Source organism: Jannaschia maritima (assembly GCF_030973515.1).
Lineage (GTDB): Bacteria > Pseudomonadota > Alphaproteobacteria > Rhodobacterales > Rhodobacteraceae > Jannaschia > Jannaschia maritima.
This window is the reverse complement of sequence record NZ_JARGZA010000004.1, coordinates 108,704-124,812: the sequence shown is the minus strand read 5'-3', so window position 1 is coordinate 124,812 and position 16,109 is coordinate 108,704. Positions and strand designations below refer to the sequence as shown.

At 71.7% G+C, this 16,109-nt stretch carries 17 protein-coding genes; 5 read left to right on the top strand and 12 right to left on the bottom strand.

The genetic code is table 11. The annotated features are described in order from the left end of the window. Positions 1-8: 8 nt before the first annotated feature. The 3 genes from P0084_RS04915 to P0084_RS04905 form a co-directional block, all read right to left on the bottom strand. Positions 9-947: an EamA family transporter gene (locus P0084_RS04915; protein ID WP_308915694.1), complete on the bottom strand. Its 939-nt coding sequence runs from the start codon at positions 945-947 to the stop codon at positions 9-11. A gap of 82 nt (positions 948-1,029) precedes the next feature. Beyond that, positions 1,030-1,572: a nuclear transport factor 2 family protein gene (locus P0084_RS04910; RefSeq protein ID WP_308915693.1), complete on the bottom strand. Its 543-nt coding sequence runs from the start codon at positions 1,570-1,572 to the stop codon at positions 1,030-1,032. Positions 1,573-1,616: 44 nt separating this feature from the next. Then, entirely contained in the window at positions 1,617-2,363 is a 747-nt protein-coding gene (locus P0084_RS04905) for an SDR family NAD(P)-dependent oxidoreductase (RefSeq protein ID WP_308915692.1), read from the bottom strand. Positions 2,364-2,509: 146 nt separating this feature from the next. Here P0084_RS04905 and P0084_RS04900 point away from each other — a divergent pair, with 146 nt between their 5' ends. The 3 genes from P0084_RS04900 (at position 2,510) to P0084_RS04890 (ending at position 6,093) form a co-directional block, all read left to right on the top strand. Further along, positions 2,510-3,328 (top strand): AraC family transcriptional regulator, encoded by an 819-nt coding sequence (locus tag P0084_RS04900; protein ID WP_308915691.1) that lies wholly within the window; start codon positions 2,510-2,512, stop codon positions 3,326-3,328. Between the two features lie 161 nt (positions 3,329-3,489). Beyond that, a complete protein-coding gene (locus P0084_RS04895) occupies positions 3,490-5,208 on the top strand; it encodes an AMP-binding protein (RefSeq protein ID WP_308915690.1) in 1,719 nt (572 codons plus the stop codon). A gap of 3 nt (positions 5,209-5,211) precedes the next feature. After that, positions 5,212-6,093 (top strand): bile acid:sodium symporter family protein, encoded by an 882-nt coding sequence (locus tag P0084_RS04890; RefSeq protein ID WP_308915689.1) that lies wholly within the window; start codon positions 5,212-5,214, stop codon positions 6,091-6,093. Positions 6,094-6,132: 39 nt separating this feature from the next. Here P0084_RS04890 and P0084_RS04885 read toward each other — a convergent pair whose 3' ends face one another. Together P0084_RS04885 and cobS are read right to left on the bottom strand one after the other, a co-directional pair. Beyond that, complete coding sequence (locus P0084_RS04885) at positions 6,133-6,813, bottom strand: TerB family tellurite resistance protein (RefSeq protein ID WP_308915688.1); 681 nt, start codon at positions 6,811-6,813, stop codon at positions 6,133-6,135. 75 nt (positions 6,814-6,888) lie between these two features. After that, positions 6,889-7,611, bottom strand: coding sequence for an adenosylcobinamide-GDP ribazoletransferase (gene cobS / locus P0084_RS04880; protein WP_308915687.1), 723 nt, complete (start codon positions 7,609-7,611; stop codon positions 6,889-6,891). 88 nt (positions 7,612-7,699) lie between these two features. Between cobS and cobT the strand changes: the two genes are divergently transcribed. After that, a complete protein-coding gene (gene cobT / locus P0084_RS04875) occupies positions 7,700-8,701 on the top strand; it encodes a nicotinate-nucleotide--dimethylbenzimidazole phosphoribosyltransferase (RefSeq protein WP_308915686.1) in 1,002 nt (333 codons plus the stop codon). Between the two features lie 24 nt (positions 8,702-8,725). Here cobT and P0084_RS04870 read toward each other — a convergent pair whose 3' ends face one another. After that, a complete protein-coding gene (locus tag P0084_RS04870; RefSeq protein ID WP_308915685.1) occupies positions 8,726-9,193 on the bottom strand; it encodes a hypothetical protein in 468 nt (155 codons plus the stop codon). Positions 9,194-9,268: 75 nt separating this feature from the next. On the opposite strand from P0084_RS04870, the gene P0084_RS04865 reads away from it, so the two are divergent. Then, positions 9,269-10,021, top strand: coding sequence for an alpha/beta fold hydrolase (locus P0084_RS04865; protein ID WP_308915684.1), 753 nt, complete (start codon positions 9,269-9,271; stop codon positions 10,019-10,021). A 182-nt stretch (positions 10,022-10,203) separates the two neighbouring features. Here P0084_RS04865 and P0084_RS04860 read toward each other — a convergent pair whose 3' ends face one another. The 6 genes from P0084_RS04860 to pal all read right to left on the bottom strand — a co-directional run bounded on the left by P0084_RS04860 (position 10,204) and on the right by pal (position 16,098). Beyond that, entirely contained in the window at positions 10,204-10,791 is a 588-nt protein-coding gene (locus P0084_RS04860) for an MOSC domain-containing protein (RefSeq protein WP_308915683.1), read from the bottom strand. Further along, a complete protein-coding gene (locus P0084_RS04855) occupies positions 10,791-11,402 on the bottom strand; it encodes a hypothetical protein (protein WP_308915682.1) in 612 nt (203 codons plus the stop codon). The genes P0084_RS04860 and P0084_RS04855 overlap by 1 nt, the downstream gene beginning before the upstream one ends. 91 nt (positions 11,403-11,493) lie before the next feature. Further along, positions 11,494-13,401, bottom strand: a complete 1,908-nt coding sequence (gene ftsH / locus P0084_RS04850; protein WP_308915681.1) for an ATP-dependent zinc metalloprotease FtsH — start codon at positions 13,399-13,401, stop codon at positions 11,494-11,496. Between the two features lie 75 nt (positions 13,402-13,476). Beyond that, positions 13,477-14,748: a tRNA lysidine(34) synthetase TilS gene (tilS, locus tag P0084_RS04845; RefSeq protein WP_308915680.1), complete on the bottom strand. Its 1,272-nt coding sequence runs from the start codon at positions 14,746-14,748 to the stop codon at positions 13,477-13,479. Next, entirely contained in the window at positions 14,735-15,574 is an 840-nt protein-coding gene (locus tag P0084_RS04840; RefSeq protein WP_308915679.1) for a tetratricopeptide repeat protein, read from the bottom strand. The genes tilS and P0084_RS04840 overlap by 14 nt, the downstream gene beginning before the upstream one ends. Continuing rightward, positions 15,574-16,098: a peptidoglycan-associated lipoprotein Pal gene (gene pal, locus P0084_RS04835; protein WP_308915678.1), complete on the bottom strand. Its 525-nt coding sequence runs from the start codon at positions 16,096-16,098 to the stop codon at positions 15,574-15,576. Before pal ends, P0084_RS04840 begins: the two co-directional genes overlap by 1 nt. Between the last annotated feature and the right edge of the window lie 11 nt (positions 16,099-16,109).

Below are 16,109 nucleotides of genomic sequence, written 5' to 3'. Positions count from 1 at the left end.
CCTCGGGATCAGCGGGTCGGACGGCCGCGGCGGGCGCGGTCGACGGGCGTGTCGGGGTGGCCGAAGCGCAGGAGGAGCACGACGGAGGCAAGGATCGCCGCGCAGCCCGCCGCTTGGAGCACGCCGAACCTCTCGCCCAGCAGGACGAAGGCCAGGAGCGCCGAGATTGCGGGAGCGACGTAGGCGAAGGAGTTGGCGATGGCGGGCGGGGCGATCGCGGTCAGGCGCACGAAAAGCGGGAACCCGACGAGCGACACCGCCAGCGCCATGAAGGCGAGCGCTGCCCAGGCGTCCCCGGTGATGGCCGCGGGATCGAGGCGCGCGAACTCGCCCGCCGTCCACGAGGCCGCCGCCAGCGCCGCTCCGCCTACGACCATCTGCATGCCGCTCGCGAGGATCGGATCGGGAGCCTGCGGCAGCCGCTCTCCCAAGGTCGAGCCGAAGGCCCACGCCAGCGCGGCCCCGAGCACGAGGACGATGGGCACGACCCCGCCGAGGCCCAGCGACGCCGCCCCCAGGACGCCGACCCCGGCCATGCCGAGGGCGATGGCGGCGAAGCCCGCGGGCGCGACGGGGGCGAAGCCCGCGACGTGCCCGATGAGCGCCGCGAAGAGTGGGGTCGAGGCCATCAGCAGCGCCACGGTGCCCGCGGGCAGGTCCGCGATGGCCAGCACCGCAAGGCCTTGTCCGCCGAGCAGCATGCCCAACCCGGCCGCCGTCGCCCCGCCCCATGCGGCGGCGCGGGCCAGACCGTCGGAATGTCCCATGGCGACGCGGATCGCGACGAGGATGGCCCCAATCACGGCGAAGCGCGCTCCGAGCATCAGAGGCGGCAAGCCGCCCTCCACCGCTATCTTAGCCGCGACGTAGCCCGCGCCGAAGATCAGGTAGGTCGCCAGCAACGGCGCGAGCAGCGCAGGCGCGGCGGGGCGGTGGGTGTGGGTCACGGCGGTCACGCGGCGCGGGCCTCCTGTGGGGTCATGCGGGGGCGGCCGGACGGCCACCCCCGGCGGGCGGGGGTGGTGCGGCTCACTCGCCGCCCGAGCCGGGCGCGTTGCCCGACCGGCTCGCCGTCGCGGCATCGCCGAGGCGGTCCGGCAACGGCCCGAGCGGGAAGTGCGCCCAGAAGAAGCGGTCGGACTCGTACATGTCCGTCAGGAAGTTCTGTGCCTCGACGATCTGCCCGTCGCGGATGCGGAACATCAGGGCGTAGAGCTGGTCCACCTCCGGCCCCTCGCCGACCTGCGAGAAGCCGCGGTGGATATCGACGACCATGTCGTTCTGCGCTTGGAAGAAGATCGGCTCGGCCCCGAAGTTGCCGGCGGCCAGCCCCTCGAAGAAGGCGATCACCTCGTCCGGGCCGCGCTTGGTGCCGGCCATCGGGTGGTGACCGGGGATGTTCCAGACCACGTCCTCGTGCAGGAACGGGCGCACCGCCTCGGGATCGCCGGTGCCGTAGGCGGCGTAGTAGTCCTGGATCACCTGGATGTTGGCTTGGGCGTCGCTCTCTTGGCTCATGGCGGCTCCGGTCAGGGCGAAGGAGGCGGCCGTGGCCGCGAGGAGGGTCTTCATGGGGTGTCTCCGTGCTTGTGGTTCGGGATCGGATGGAGCGGGCGTCACCACGGGATCGCCTTGCGGTCGCGGAAGAACCCGCCCGAGGGGCCGTCCTTCGGCAGGGTCGCGAGCCAGAGCGCGGTGTCCGCCCCCTCGTCGGGCGAGCGGCTGGCGGACGACCCGCCCATGCGGGTGCGGACCCAACCGGGGCACATGGCGTTGACCTTAACGTCGCCGCGTGTCGCGGCGGCGGCGCAGACGGTGGCGGCGTTCAACGCGGCCTTCGAGATGGCGTAGGCGGCGTGTCCCGTGGCCAGCCCCTCGCCGAAGGAGCCGCCGCCCGACGACACGTTGACCACCCGACCCCGGCCGCGCCCGTTCATGCCGGGCAAGATAGCCTGCATCGTCGCGATGGCAGCGATGGCGTTGACGTCGAAGTCCTGGCAGATGGTCTCGATATCGGTCCGCAGCAGGCCGCCGGGCGTGTAGATGCCCGCGACGTTGAACAGCACGTCGACGGGGCCGACGTCCGCGATGATCTGCGCGATGTCCACGGGCTCGTCGGCGAGATCGCCCACGACGCTATGGACCCGCGCGCCCCGTGCCTTCGCCCGGTCCGCCACGGCGTCGAGAGCGTCCTCGTCGCGGCCATGAACGACGAGCGTGACGTCCTCCCCCGCGACGGCGTCGAGGATGGCCCCCGCGATGCCTCCGGTCGCGCCGGTGACCGCGACGGTCCGCCCCCTGAAGGACCAGCCGCGCCGATCGCCAGCATCCGCCTGTGGGATCGTCGAGCTGTCGTCCGGCATGGCCATCCTCCGGTCCGGCCGCGTGGCGCGCGGCGGTCGAGGGAACAGGTCGGCGAGGCGGGAGAAGGTTTCCGAACTCCGGAGGATCGGGACGATGCCGGTCAAACACCAGAGGATCGGGACGGCGCGGCGGCCTTGGAACAGCTATGTTCCAGGACATGGAGAGGGTGGACACGTCGGTAGCGGTCGATCTCGACGGCGCGCGCGCCGTCTGGTTCCGCATGCCCGCCACCACCCAGGATCCGCACCGTTCCACCACGCAGGCCAACACGATCGGCGTGTCGTTCACCGGTCATCGCGATGCGGTGGTCGAGCGTCCTTCGGGACGGCGGGACCGGATGGAGGTCCGACCGAACTCACTCTTCGTGACCTGCGAGGAGCCCTTCGACTGGATCCACGTGGCGGAGCCCTACGAGGGCGTGGAGTTCGTCATTTCGGACAGGCTGAACGCCGAGATCGCGGACACGACCGGGGTGGCGCTCGACAAGGCGGTCGGCAGCTTCGTGCTCGACCCCGACCCCGTCTTCTGGGCCGCCTCGATCCGGCTGCGCCAGCACGCCACCGGTGCGCGCGCTTTAGGCGATCTGGAAGGGGACGAACTTCTGCGGGCCGCGATGACACACGTCGCATGCGAGCACTACGGTGGCCGACCATCGCGCCAGAACGCGCGTCCGCTGGATGGGCGCCGGCTGAACCGGGTGGTCGAGCACGTCGATGCCCACATGGGCGGCCGCCTGTCGGTGTCCGACCTCGCCGCGAGCGCCTCCATGAGCACGAGCCATTTCCACGAAGCGTTCCGCCGCGCGACCGGATTGACGCCGCACGCGTTCGTCACCGCCCGCCGGGTGGAGCATGCCCGGGCGCTCCTCGCAGCGGGGTGGACGCGCGAGGAAGCGGCCAGCGAGGTGGGATATACGGCGGGGCATGCCTTCAGAAGAGCGTTGCAACGGTTTGGCGGACCGTAACGAGCGGCGACGTTCCGCGAGTATATCTTAACCGAACTTAGAACGGTCAGCCGACCCCCCCAACCCCCTCCGACGTCACGTCGCGCATGGCGCCGCGCCTGCGGGCGTCCTATAATATCGGGCGGGTCCGCCGGGGATGGCGCCGGGCCGGGGGGAGGATCATGACCGACGACGCGCGCCCATGGACGGCGTTCTATGGGCCGGACGTGCGCAGGGACATCGACGTGCCGCGGTATCGCACGTTGGGCGACATGGTGGCCGCGACGGCGCATCGGTACGGCAGGAAGCCTGCCTTCACCTGCTGCCTGCCCAACGGCATGAACGGGACGCTGACCTTCGCGGAGGCGGACGCGATGTCGGATGCGCTGGCCGTCTATCTGCGCGAGGTGTGCGGGCTGGCGCAGGGGGACCGGGTGGCGTTGCAGGTGCCCAACGGCCTGGCCTTCCCCGTGGCCGCCTTCGGGGTGTTCAAGGCGGGCTGCGTCCTGGTGAACGTCAACCCGCTGTACACCGCCGACGAGATGCGCCGGCAGTTCGAGGACGCGGAGCCCGCGGCCCTGATCGTCGTGGACCTGTTCGCCGACAAGGTGCGCGCGGCCACGAAGGGCCGGGCGATCCCCAACGTCATCGTCACCCAGGTCGCGGAGTTCCTGCCGGTCCTGCCGCGCGGCATCGTGCGCCTGGTGCAGCGGTACTGGGACCGCTCGCTGCCGCCCGTGGACTTCCCGCACATCCGCCTGCCCGCCGCGCTGGCCGCCGGGCGCGCGGCGGCGGCGGGCGTCGCGGTGGAGGAGTACCGCGCCGGGGTGGCGCCCGAGGACGTGGCCGTGCTGCAATACACCGGGGGCACGACGGGGGCCGCGAAGGGCGCGATGCTGACCCATGCGAACCTTCTGGTGAACATGGAACAGACGATGGAGATGATCGAGGGCGTCGCCCCGGGCGAGGAGGTCGCGCTGACGGCCCTGCCGCTGTACCACGTGTTCGCCTTCACCGTGAACCTGCTGGGCTTCTGGTGGCTGGGCGCGCGCAACGTCCTGATCCCCAACCCCCGGCCGCTGTCCAGCCTGAAGCGCGCGTTCGAGAACTACCGCATCACCTGGATGAGCGGGGTGAACACCCTGTTCAACGGCCTGACGAACGAATTGTGGTTCCGCGAGACGCCGCCCCGGCACCTGAAGTTCGCGTCCGCGGGCGGCATGGCGCTGCAGGGCGCGGTGGCGGATCGCTGGCGCGCGGTGACGGGCGTGCCGGTGCTGGAAGGGTACGGCCTGACCGAGACGGCGCCCGTCCTGACGTTCAACCCCCTGGGCCGCGTCCGCGCGGGGTCGATCGGGATCCCCGTGCCGGGCACGGACCTGCGCTGCCTGGGGCCCGACGGGGCGGAGGCCCCGCTGGGCGAGGCGGGCGAGATCGCGGCCCGGGGGCCGCAGGTCATGGCCGGGTACTGGCGCCGTCCGGAGGCCACGGCGGAGGTGTTGACGGATGGCTGGTTCCGCACGGGCGACGTGGGCGTGCGCGACGCGGATGGGTACTTCCGGATCGTGGACCGCATCAAGGACATGGTGATCGTGTCGGGCTTCAACGTGTATCCCAACGAGGTCGAGGATTGCCTGGCGTCCCATCCCGGGGTGGAGGAGGCCGCGGTGATCGGGGTGCCCGACGGCGCCACGGGCGAGGCGGTCGAGGCCCACGTCGTCCTGCGCGACCGCGCGCTGACGGAGGCCGACCTGCGGGCCCACTGCAAGGCGCACCTGACGCCCTACAAGGTGCCCAAGCGGGTGGTGGTCCGCGACGCGCTGCCGAAGTCGAACGTGGGGAAGATCCTGCGCAAGGACGTGCGCGCGGACGCCCTGGCCGCCCTGTCGGGACGGGGCTGAGCCATGGTCGGACCGCTGGAGCAGGCCCTTCTGGCCGCGATGATCTTCGTCATCATGCTGGGGATGGGGGCGTCGCTGACGCCGCGGGACTTCGTGCTGGCCTTCCGCCGCCCCTATGGCCTGATGGTGGGGGTGGTGTCGCAATACGGGTTCATGCCGCTGATCGGGTTCGTGCTGGCCCTGACCCTGCCCGTGCCGGAGGTCATCGCGATCGGCATCCTGATCATGTCGTGCATGCCGGGGGGCACGACGTCGAACATGTTCACCTATTTCTCGAAGGGGAACCTGGCGCTGTCGCTTCTGATGACGGTGACGTCGACGGTGTTCGGCGTGGTGCTGATCCCCCTGCTGCTGATCCTGTACGCGGGCGCCCTGGACGTGGAGATCCCGCGCGAGAACATCGTCGCCACGCTGCTGCTGCTTCTGGTGCCCGTGGGGGTCGGCATGGTCCTGCGGCGGGTCAACGCCAACACGGGCGCGGTGGTGGAGTTCGGCGGCTCGGCCCTGGCGCTGTTCTTCATCGTGTTCCTGGTGGTGTCGTGGATCCCGCGCAACTGGGGGTTCCTGCTGTCGACGGGCTGGGCGACCTATGCCGCGGCGCTGGGTCTGGGGCTGGTCGGCATCGCCGTCGGGTACGCCTTCGCCCGAGCCCTGCGCCTGCACCCCCGCAACGCGCGCACCGTGGCGCTGGAGACGGGGATCCAGAACGGGCCGCTGGCCATCGCCATCGTCGCCTTCACCTGGCCCGCGGACGAGGCGCAGGCCGTGATGGCGGTGCCGGTCCTGTATTCGCTGTTCATCGTGCTGGTATCGGCGGGCGTCACGCTGCTGTTCCGCCGGGCGAACCTGGCGGCGGAGCAGCGGATGCCGGACGGCCTGCTGTGAGGCGGGGTGGACCCGTGGGCGAGGGGCTGCGATGGCCCCTCAAGCCGCCTCCGCCTGGATCCGCTCCCACGCGCGGTTGATCGCGATGAGGCGGCGTTCGCCGAGCTTGACCGCCTCCTCCGGCAGGCCGCGCGCCATCAGGGCGTCGGGATGCGTGTCGCGGACGCGGGCGCGCCAGACGCGGCGCACCTCCTCCAGCGGCGTGCCCGGATCGACGGCCAGGACGTCGTAGGGATCCGGCTCCTCCCCCGGGGCGAAGCGCGCGCGCAGGCTGCGGAACTCACGCTCCGGCAGGTTGAAGATGTCGGCCACGCAGGACAGGAAGTCGTCCTCCGCCGGGTGATAGGTGCCGTCGGCCATGGCGATGTGGAACAACCCTTCCATCAGGTCGCGCAAGGTGGGGGCGTCGTCGTCGAACATCGCCTTTATGCGCGCGGCATAGTGCTCGAACCCCGCGACGTCGGTGCGGGCGAGGTCGAAGACGCGGGCGGCGTTGGCCTCCTCGGCGCGGGGGATGTGGAACACCTCGCGGAAGGCTGCGACCTCGTCGCGGGTCACCTGCCCGTCGGCCTTGGCCATCTTCGCGCCCAGCGCGATCACGGCGATGGTGAAGGCCACCGACCGTTCCGGCGGGCCGGACAGGCGGTCGAACAGCACGGACAGCATCTCGCCCGGGGCGAGGCGCGACAGCGCGTCGAGGATGCGGGACCAGAGCGACATGGGCGTCAGTGTAGGGCCAGGGGGCGGGGTGGGGAAGGTGCCCGCGGGTCGCGGCGCCGTGCCCCGCCCGGGGTGTCAGCGCAGCGTCAGGACGGCGAGGACCGCCAGTTCGGCCACCTGCTGCGCGGCCCCGCAGACGTCGCCCGTCTGGCCGCCGATCTTGGCGCGCGCGACCAGGGCCAGGCCCGCGACGGCCAGGGCGGCGGCCGATGCGGCCCCCAGGCCGGGCCAGCCGAACCACGCCAGAGGCAGGGCGCCGATCAGGGTGGCCAGCGTCGCGCCCCTCGCCGTGGGACGCCCCGCGCCGTGGGACAGGCCGCCCGCGCGGGCCGGCGGCAGGACGCGCATCACGGCGGGCATCGCCGCGCGGGACGCCATCGCGGCGGCGATGGGGACCGCCCAGGCCTGCCCCTGTTCCGCCGCCGCCGCCAGAAGCGCCACGCGGGCCAGCAGCGTCAGGGTCAGGGCGACCGCCCCATAGCTGCCCAGGCGGCTGTCGCGCATGATGGCCAGGCGTCGGTCGCGGTCGCGTCCGCCCCAGAATCCGTCGGCGACGTCGGCCAGCCCGTCCTCGTGCAGGGCGCCGGTCAGGGCGCAGCCCAGCGCCACGGCCAGCGCCGCCGACAGGATCGGCACGGCGCCCAGGGCCTGGCCCAGCGCCAGGACGGCCCCCATCGCGGCCCCCACCCCCAGACCCACGACGGGCCAAGCCCAGACGGCGCGCGCCGCCGGCTGGGTGGGGCTGCCGCGCACGGGGATGCGCGTCAGCAGCATGACGGCGGAGACGAGGTCGCGCATGTCGCCCCTGGGATGGTCAACGGGTCGCGGGCGGCATAGCCCCCGGCCGTGACCGGGGAAAGGCCCCGGCGACCCGTCCGGAGGACCCATGACCGACCTGTCCAGCATCGCAGCCATTCGCGCGGCCCTGGCCGACATGCCCCCGCCCGACGCGGACGCGCGGGCCGCGGCCCGCGACCGGAACGGGCAGCTGACGAAGCCCCCGGGTTCGCTGGGTCGGTTGGAGGAGTTGGCCGTCTGGTACGCCGGATGGCGGGGGGACGCGGCGCCGGTGGTGGACCGGCCGCAGGTTCTGGTCTTCGCGGGAAACCACGGGGTGGCGGCGCGGGGCGTCAGCGCCTTTCCGGCGGAGGTGACGGCCCAGATGGTCGCCAACTTCCGGGCGGGCGGGGCGGCGATCAACCGGCTGGCCGATCTGGCCGGCGCGCGGCTGGACGTCCACGCGCTGGACCTGGACCGGCCCACGGCGGACTTCACGCGGGGTCCGGCCATGACGGAGGGGGAGATGGCGGCGGCCTTCGCGGCGGGCTGGAACGCGGTCGATCCGGCGGCGGGGGTCCTGGTGGCGGGCGAGATGGGGATCGGCAACACGACCGCCGCCGCGGCCATCGCCACCGCCCTGCTGGGGGGCGAGGGCTGGGCCGGGCGCGGGACCGGGGTGGACGACGAAGGGCTGGCCCGCAAGGAGGCGGCCGTCGCGGACGGCCTGGCCGCGAACCCGGACCGGACGGGATTGGGGGTCCTGACGGCCCTGGGCGGGCGCGAGCTGGCCGCGATGGCGGGCGCCATCGCGGGCGCGCGGGCGGCGCGCGTGCCCGTGATCCTGGACGGGTTCATCTGCTGCGCCGCCGCCCTGTGCCTTCATGCGGAGGACGCCGGCCTGCTGGACCATTGCGTGGCCGGTCACCTTTCGGCCGAAGGGGCGCATGGCCGGATGCTGGACGCGATGGGCAAGACGCCGCTGCTGTCCCTGGACCTGCGGCTTGGCGAAGGGTCCGGTGCGGCCCTGGCGATCCAGGTGCTGCACGGCGCGGTCGCCTGCCATTCCGGCATGGCGACCTTCGCGGAGGCCGGCGTGGCGGGGGGCTGAACGGCCGGGGGTCGGCGCGACCCCTCAGCGTCGCGCCACCATCGCCGACAGGGCGTCCGCCACGATGCGGGCATCGACGCTGGAGGTGACGCCGCCCACGCCCACGCGACGACCGACGCGCCACCACAGGCCGGGGGACCAAGCGCGGGGCATCGAGCGGTTCAAGCGCAGGATGAACCCGTTGGACGGCTTGAACGCGAACAGGCCGCGGTCGATCGAGGCGATGGCCTCCAGCGGCGCGATCACGGTGCCGTCGCCGCCGCGCAGACCGTCGTCGTGCAGTTCGATCGTGCCGGTGCTGTCGCGCCAGCCGCGCACGCCCAGCCACAGCGCGCCCGCGCCGAGGACCAGCAGGAACACGCGCCAGGCCAGCGCCTCCGGCGGTTGGGCGAGGGCGACCCACAGCAGAAGCGCGCCGAGGACGACCTGGATCCCCAGCGCCATCGTCCGGCGGACGGGCGAGGCGTGCATGACGTGGATGGGATCGGCCATGACGGGCGCGGTAGCAAGGCGGGGGGACCGGGGCAATCGCTGGCGGCGGCGCGCGGCCTGCGATAGGGCGGGACCATGCTGCATCACGTCCGATACGGCGCGTCGCGTGCCGATGCCCCGCCCCTGCTGATCGCCCACGGCCTGTTCGGGTCGGCCCGCAACTGGGGCGCCATCGCCAAGCGGCTGGCTCGCACGCGCGAGGTGGTCGTCGTGGACATGCGCAACCACGGGGCGTCGTTCCACGACCCCGTCCACGACTATCCGGCGATGGCGGCGGATCTGGCGGAGGTGATGGACGGCCGGCCGCACGACGTCCTGGGGCATTCGATGGGGGGCAAGGCCGCGATGGTGCTGGCGCTGACCCGACCGGACGCGGTGCGGCGCCTGATCGTGGCCGACATCGCGCCCGTCCGCTATGCCCATACCCAAGCCCCGTTGATCGAAGCGATGCAGGCGGTCGACCTGTCGGGCGTCACCCGCCGATCGGAGGCGGCGGCGCAGCTGGGGGACGTGCCCGACGACGGGACGCGGGCGTTCCTGCTGCAATCGCTGGACGTCGAGGGCGGACGCTGGACGCTGAACCTGGACGCGCTACGGGCGAACATGGACGCGATCATGGGTTTTCCGGACGTGTCGGGGCGGTTCGACGGGCCGACGCTGTTCCTGACGGGCGGGCGCAGCGACTACCTTCGCGAAGCGCATCACGATCGGATCCGCCGTGCCTTCCCAGATGCCACGATGCAGGTGATCGAGGGTGCAGGCCATTGGTTGCACGCCGAGAAACCGCAGGAGTTCGTAGCCGCGGTCGCATCGTTTCTGGACGGGTGACGCAGCGTTCCCCCGATGGGCCGGGAACGAGGGTGGCAATGATTCGTTGATCCGTCATGATGGCGCCCGTGGGGTGCCGATTGCGTAACGGGAGTAACGATCATGTCCACGACCAGCCTGACGATCCATGCCGGCCTTCTGACCGGCATCGCGCTCGCCCTGATCACGGTCGTGGGTTTGGGCTAGGACCCTGCCCAGACCGGTTGATCCGGAACGAACAGGCGGCCGACCTGACCACGAACGACGACGCCTTCGCGTTCCACCCATGCGGTGATGCCGCGCAGACCCCCCGCCGCCCGCTTGAACAGGCGTCCCTTGCCGGGCAAGGCCGCGTCGATGATCGGCCCGGGCAGGTTGCAGGGCCGGTTCTCCATGTCCACCGTCAGGGTCGGGCCGCCGCGACCTGCGAACTGGATGCGCGACGAAGGCGGCAGGTGCGACAGATCGGGCAGGCCCGACAGGACCAGCGTCGCACCGAGCCAGGCGGGATCCAGTGCGTCGACACCCATTCGACCGGCGATGAGGTCCATCTCCTCGCGCGACACGACCGATAGCTGGCGGGCGTTCCGGATCGGCGTTTCCCTGTCATAGAGATCGATGACCCGGCTGCAGGACGGACGTTCGCGGCCGCCGTGATCCTCCCCCTCCGGTCCGTCGAACGTCAGCACCATCCGGTCCTGCGGCGTGGAAGCCAGCGCAGCGGCGCGGTCGGGAACGTGACCCAGCCACTCGATCGTGCAGGTGTGTTCCGTGGCGACGAGGGCGGGCATCAGACCAATGCCCCGCGACGGCGTTCGACCGCATGCGCGGCGACGCAGATGCAGAAGGCAAAGGCGAGCTCCAAGACCTCCTCCGCGTGGACGACGCCCGTGGCCACGGCGGGGGACAGCTCGATCCCCAGGGGCTCCAACTTGCGACCCAGACCGTCGATGCTCTTCGCGACGACCACCATCGCCACGCCCACGATCAGCAACCAGACCCAGCCGGTGCCGCGGCGGAGGCCGTTCAGGACCGGCCGCCAGCCGAGCCGGAGGTTGGCGAAGATCACGATCAGTGCGAACAGCACGACCGCTCCGCCGATCAGCTTCTCGTCGAGCGGGGCATTGCCGCGATAGAAGTTGGACTTGAGGATGCCGTCCGACAGGAACGCCTTGTCCCAATCGAGTTCGCGGAACGTCAGAAGCGTCGCCAGCATCGCGGGCCAACCCGCACCCGCAAGCAGCAGGCGCATCGCCGCCAGGGCCAGCAGGACGATGGTGGCGGTCTCGGCCGCCCCGCCTTCCTTCGTGAAACCGGCGGCAGGGTCGTAGGCGGCGAGCCCGACGGCGAAGGCCACGGTGATGGAGGCAACGCGCGCGGGCGTGGGAAGCGGATCGTGCATGGCGGGTGCCTAGGGCGGGTCGTCGTTCTCGTAAACGGGCCCGATGCGAAGATGCCCCGGACGTGACATCCGGGGCATCGTGGCGATTCCGTCAGGTGGGTTCCGGCGCGGGACCGATATCGGGCGCCTTGGGCCGCGGCTTGGTCTTCGGGATCGCCGTGACGCTGGGACCCGACGGGGCGCCGGCATCGTCGTCGTCCCGGTTCAACGGCTCGCCGTTGATGACCTTCATGATCTCGGGACCGGTCAGGGTCTCGTATTCCAGCAGACCCTGCGCCAGGCGTTCCAGGTCATCGCGCTTGTCGGTCAGGATCTGCTTGGCCCGGTCATAGCCTTCCTCGACCAGCTCCTTGACCTTCTCGTCGATCTTGCGCTGCGTGTCGGGGCTGACGTTGCCGCCACCCTGATAGTTGCCGAGATAGGATTGCTGCTCGTTGGCATAGTCGACCATGCCCAATTCCTCGGCATACCCGAACTGCGTGACCATGGCGCGCGCGATGCGCGTCACCTGCTGGATGTCGGATGCGGCGCCGGACGTCACCTGTTCCTCGCCGAAGACCAACTCCTCGGCGACGCGGCCGCCCATCGCCATGGCGATCTTGGACTTGTACTTCTGCAAGCTGACCGAAAGCTGGTCGCGTTCGGGCAGCGACAGGACCAGTCCCAGGGCACGGCCGCGGGGGATGATCGTCGCCTTGTGGATGGGATCGTGCTGGGGGACGTTCAAGCCGACGATGGCGTGCCCAGCCTCGTGATAGGCGGTCAGCTTCTTCTCGTCCTCCGTCATGACCATGGACCGTCGCTCGGCCCCCATCATCACCTTGTCCTTGGCGGATTCGAAATCCTCCATCGTCACGACGCGGCGGCCGATGCGCGCGGCCATCAGCGCGGCCTCGTTCACCAGGTTGGCCAGATCCGCGCCGGAAAAGCCGGGCGTGCCGCGCGCGATGATGCGCAGGTCCACGTCGGCGCCCAGCGGCACCTTGCGGGCGTGGACGCCCAGGATCTTCTCGCGCCCCTTGATGTCGGGGTTAGGCACCTGGACCTGACGGTCGAAGCGACCGGGGCGCAGAAGCGCGGGGTCCAGCACGTCGGGGCGGTTGGTGGCCGCGACGATGATGATGCCCTCGTTCGCCTCGAAGCCGTCCATCTCGACGAGCAGCTGGTTGAGCGTCTGCTCGCGCTCGTCGTTGCCGCCGCCATAGCCCGCGCCGCGGGACCGGCCCACGGCGTCGATCTCGTCGATGAAGACGATGCAGGGCGCGTTCTTCTTGGCCTGCTCGAACATGTCGCGCACGCGGGAGGCACCCACGCCCACGAACATCTCGACGAAGTCGGAGCCCGAGATGGTGAAGAACGGCACGCCCGCCTCGCCCGCGATGGCACGGGCCAGGAGGGTCTTACCGGTGCCCGGAGGGCCCACCAGCAGCGCGCCCTTGGGAATTTTGCCGCCCAGGCGCGAGAACTTCTGCGGGTTGCGCAGGAACTCGACGATCTCCTCCAGCTCCTCCTTCGCTTCGTCGATGCCCGCGACCTCGTCGAAGGTGACGCGACCGTGCTTCTCGGTCAGCAGCTTGGCCTTCGACTTGCCGAAGCCCATCGCGCCGCCGCGCCCGCCGCCCTGCATCCGGTTCATGAAGAAGATCCAGATGCCGATCAGCACCAGCACAGGCAGCCAAAGCGACAGGGCCGACAGGAAGCCCGATTGTTCCTGCGGTTCCGCCTCGATCACGACGTCGTTGTTCAGGAGCGTTTCGGTCACGTCGACGTCGGCGGGCTTGATCGTCACCTGGTTGGCGCCGCCGGCCCCGCGGAAGAAGATGCGTTCGCCGTCGAGCCGCACCTCGTTGACGCCACCGTTCTCGACCTGCGCGACGAAGTCCGAATACGGCACCTCCCGCGACGACATCGAGCCGTTGCCACCCGAGAAGAGCTGGAACAGCGCCATCACGAGAACGAACAGGACCACCCAGAAGGCGATGTTACGGGCATTTCCCAATGGGCTTCCTCCGGAAGGGCGCGGATCCCGCCCGCGCATGCGTTTGGGCCAGATGTAAGGATCCGCGCGGCGGGTTCAACGCCGCTGCAGGGTTTGGGTGAACGTCGCGCGGGTGCGTGCCGTCCATCCATTGGCCAGACCCGCCACGGGTGCGGCGATCAGGCGCGCGCCGTCGCGCACCGCGGGACTGGCCACGAGGGACGACCGCGGCAGGCCCGTGTCGCGCCACGGCGTCCGCGTCACGTCCTCCCCGAGTGCGCCCACGGTCAAGTCGCCCGCCGTTTCGGCCGGCGGCGTCAGGTGCCAGCGACCGTCCCATGGAACCGAGGGCTCGAACGGAACGGGGGGGGCGGCACGCGTCGCTTCGCGGGCGACGCGCAGGATGCCGGCCTCGTTCCGCAGCGTGCAGCCCGCCAGCGTCAGGGGGCGACCGTTCATGGCGTCTGCGACCAAGCGGTTGCGTTCCGCCCGGCGGGGTCCGTAGGCGCGGCCGCCCACGTGCCGCAGGGCCGCCAGCAGGATGCGGGGCGCGGGGTCGGGATCCGGGACGCGGCGCAGGGCGATCCGGTCGATCAGGAGGTCGCCCCGATCCTCCGTCACCGCCCCGTCGGCGATGTCGCAGGCCCGCGCGACCAGGCTGGCGCGCGCATTTTCCAGTGCGCCGGCGGACGCCGCGAGCGCGTGGACGTCCAGGTCCAACGCCGCGATGGCCTGCCGCGCCGCGACGCGAGCGAAGGCGGGGTCTTCGTTCGATGGATCGTCGGACCAGGGCACGTCCCGACGGGCCAGGGCCGCGCGCAGATCGGACCGCGTGACGTCCAGGGCCGGGCGCAGCCATTCCACGTCGCGGTCGAAGCGCCGTTCCGCCATGCGCGCCAACCCGTCGATGCCGGCCGCGCGGGACAGGCGCATCACCAGCGTTTCGGCCGCGTCGTCGGCGGTGTGGCCCAGCAGCATGCGGTGCAGAAGGGGGGGCGCCCAGCGAAGGGACGCCAAGCCGTCGTATCGCGCCTCCCGCGCCCGGGCCTGAAGGTTCGCGCCCCGTGCCAGGGAGATGGGGACGACGTGATGGGCCACGCCGAGCCGGTCGCACAGGGCGGCGACCTGCCGAATCTCGCTTCGGGCGCTTGGTCGCAGGCCGTGATCCACCGTCACCGCATGAATCGTTCCGCCATGGATCCGCGCGACCTGGACGGCGGCCAGAAGCAGCGCCGTGGAATCGCTGCCGCCCGACACCGCCACGCCGACGCGGCCCATCGGCTGGCGATCGTCGCCGGGGCGCAGCAGAGTGACGATCCGGTCGGCGACCGCCCGGATCGCGTCCCGTTCGCCGTCAGGAGCAGCCAAGCTCCGCCCGCGTGGACTGCGCCTGGGCGACCTCCGGGGCGGCGGGGAAGCGGACCGCGACCTCGTCCAGGGTCAGGCAGGCCTCGTCGGTCTGGCCCAGATCGCCCAGGCTGCGACCCAGGCCCATCAGCGCGGCGGGGGCCTGCGGTCCATCGGGCGCGCCGGAGAACGCGTCAAGGTAGGCCCGCGCAGCCGCCTGCGTCCGACCCGCCTGCGCCAGAGCCCGGCCGCGCGCGACGCGGGCCCGGTCGGTCAGGGGACCGGTGGGATAGGCGGACACGAAGGCGTCCAGCCGGTCCGCCGCCTCCTCCGCCCGGCCGTCGTCCAGGGCGGCCATCGCAGCGTCGAAATCGGCCTGCTCGCCCACGGCCAGCTGCGGCGCGTCCGTCGCAGGCGCGGCCGGGGTGGTGGGCGCGACGCTCCCCGTCGCCGCGGCCTCGCCGCCCAGCGGGATGGGCGCGGGGAGCGTGGCGATGTCGCAATCGGGGGTGAGCTCGCACAACCGGAAGCGCAGATCCTCCAACCGGGTGCCCCCGTCCCGCGCGACGCTGTCGATGCGGAAGGACAGCTGCTCGGTCTGTGCCGATAGGTCCTGCAGCAACGATTCGAGCGCGATCACGCGGTCGGGAAAACTGGTGCCGGCGATGCCCAGGGCCGGGGCGCCGGTCGTGCTCAACTCGCGCGTCAGGCCCTGCAGTTCGACGCGTAGGACCGCCAGCTGCTGACGGATGTCGGCTAAGGTCTGTGCGCGCCCGTCCTGCGCCGCGGCGGGCGGGACAGGCGCGGTGGCCAGGACCATAATAGCCAGGATCGCGGCCGCGCGCATCACACGCCCGCGCCCACGGCCAGCACGGTCACCGCACGCCGGTTCTGCGCATAGCACGCCTCCACCGAGCACACCTCCAACGGGCGTTCCTTGCCGTAGCTGATGGTCCGCAGGCGGCCGGCCGGCACGCCGCGCGTGATCAGGTAGTCGCGCGCCGCGTTCGCCCGTCGCCCGCCCAGGGCCAGGTTGTACTGGCGCGTCCCCTGCTCGTCGGCGTGGCCTTCGATCAGGGCCGTATAGGCGGGGTTGGCCGCCAGCCACTGCGCCTGCCCGTCCAGCACGGCGCGCGCGTCGGGGGACAGGGTGGATTCGTCCACCGCGAACAGCACGCGGTCGCCGATCTGCGATTGGAAGTAGGCCGCGGAGGTGGGATCGTTCGCGGAGCCCGGCACGACGGCGCCGGCCCCGCCCAGCGCGCCGGAACCGAAGGCGTCGGCGCCCACGCCGCCATCGCGGTCGAACTGCGGCTGCGCGCAGGCGGTCAGCGCCAGGGCGGCGCACAGGATCAAGGCGTTCGTCTTCATGGTCGGAACCT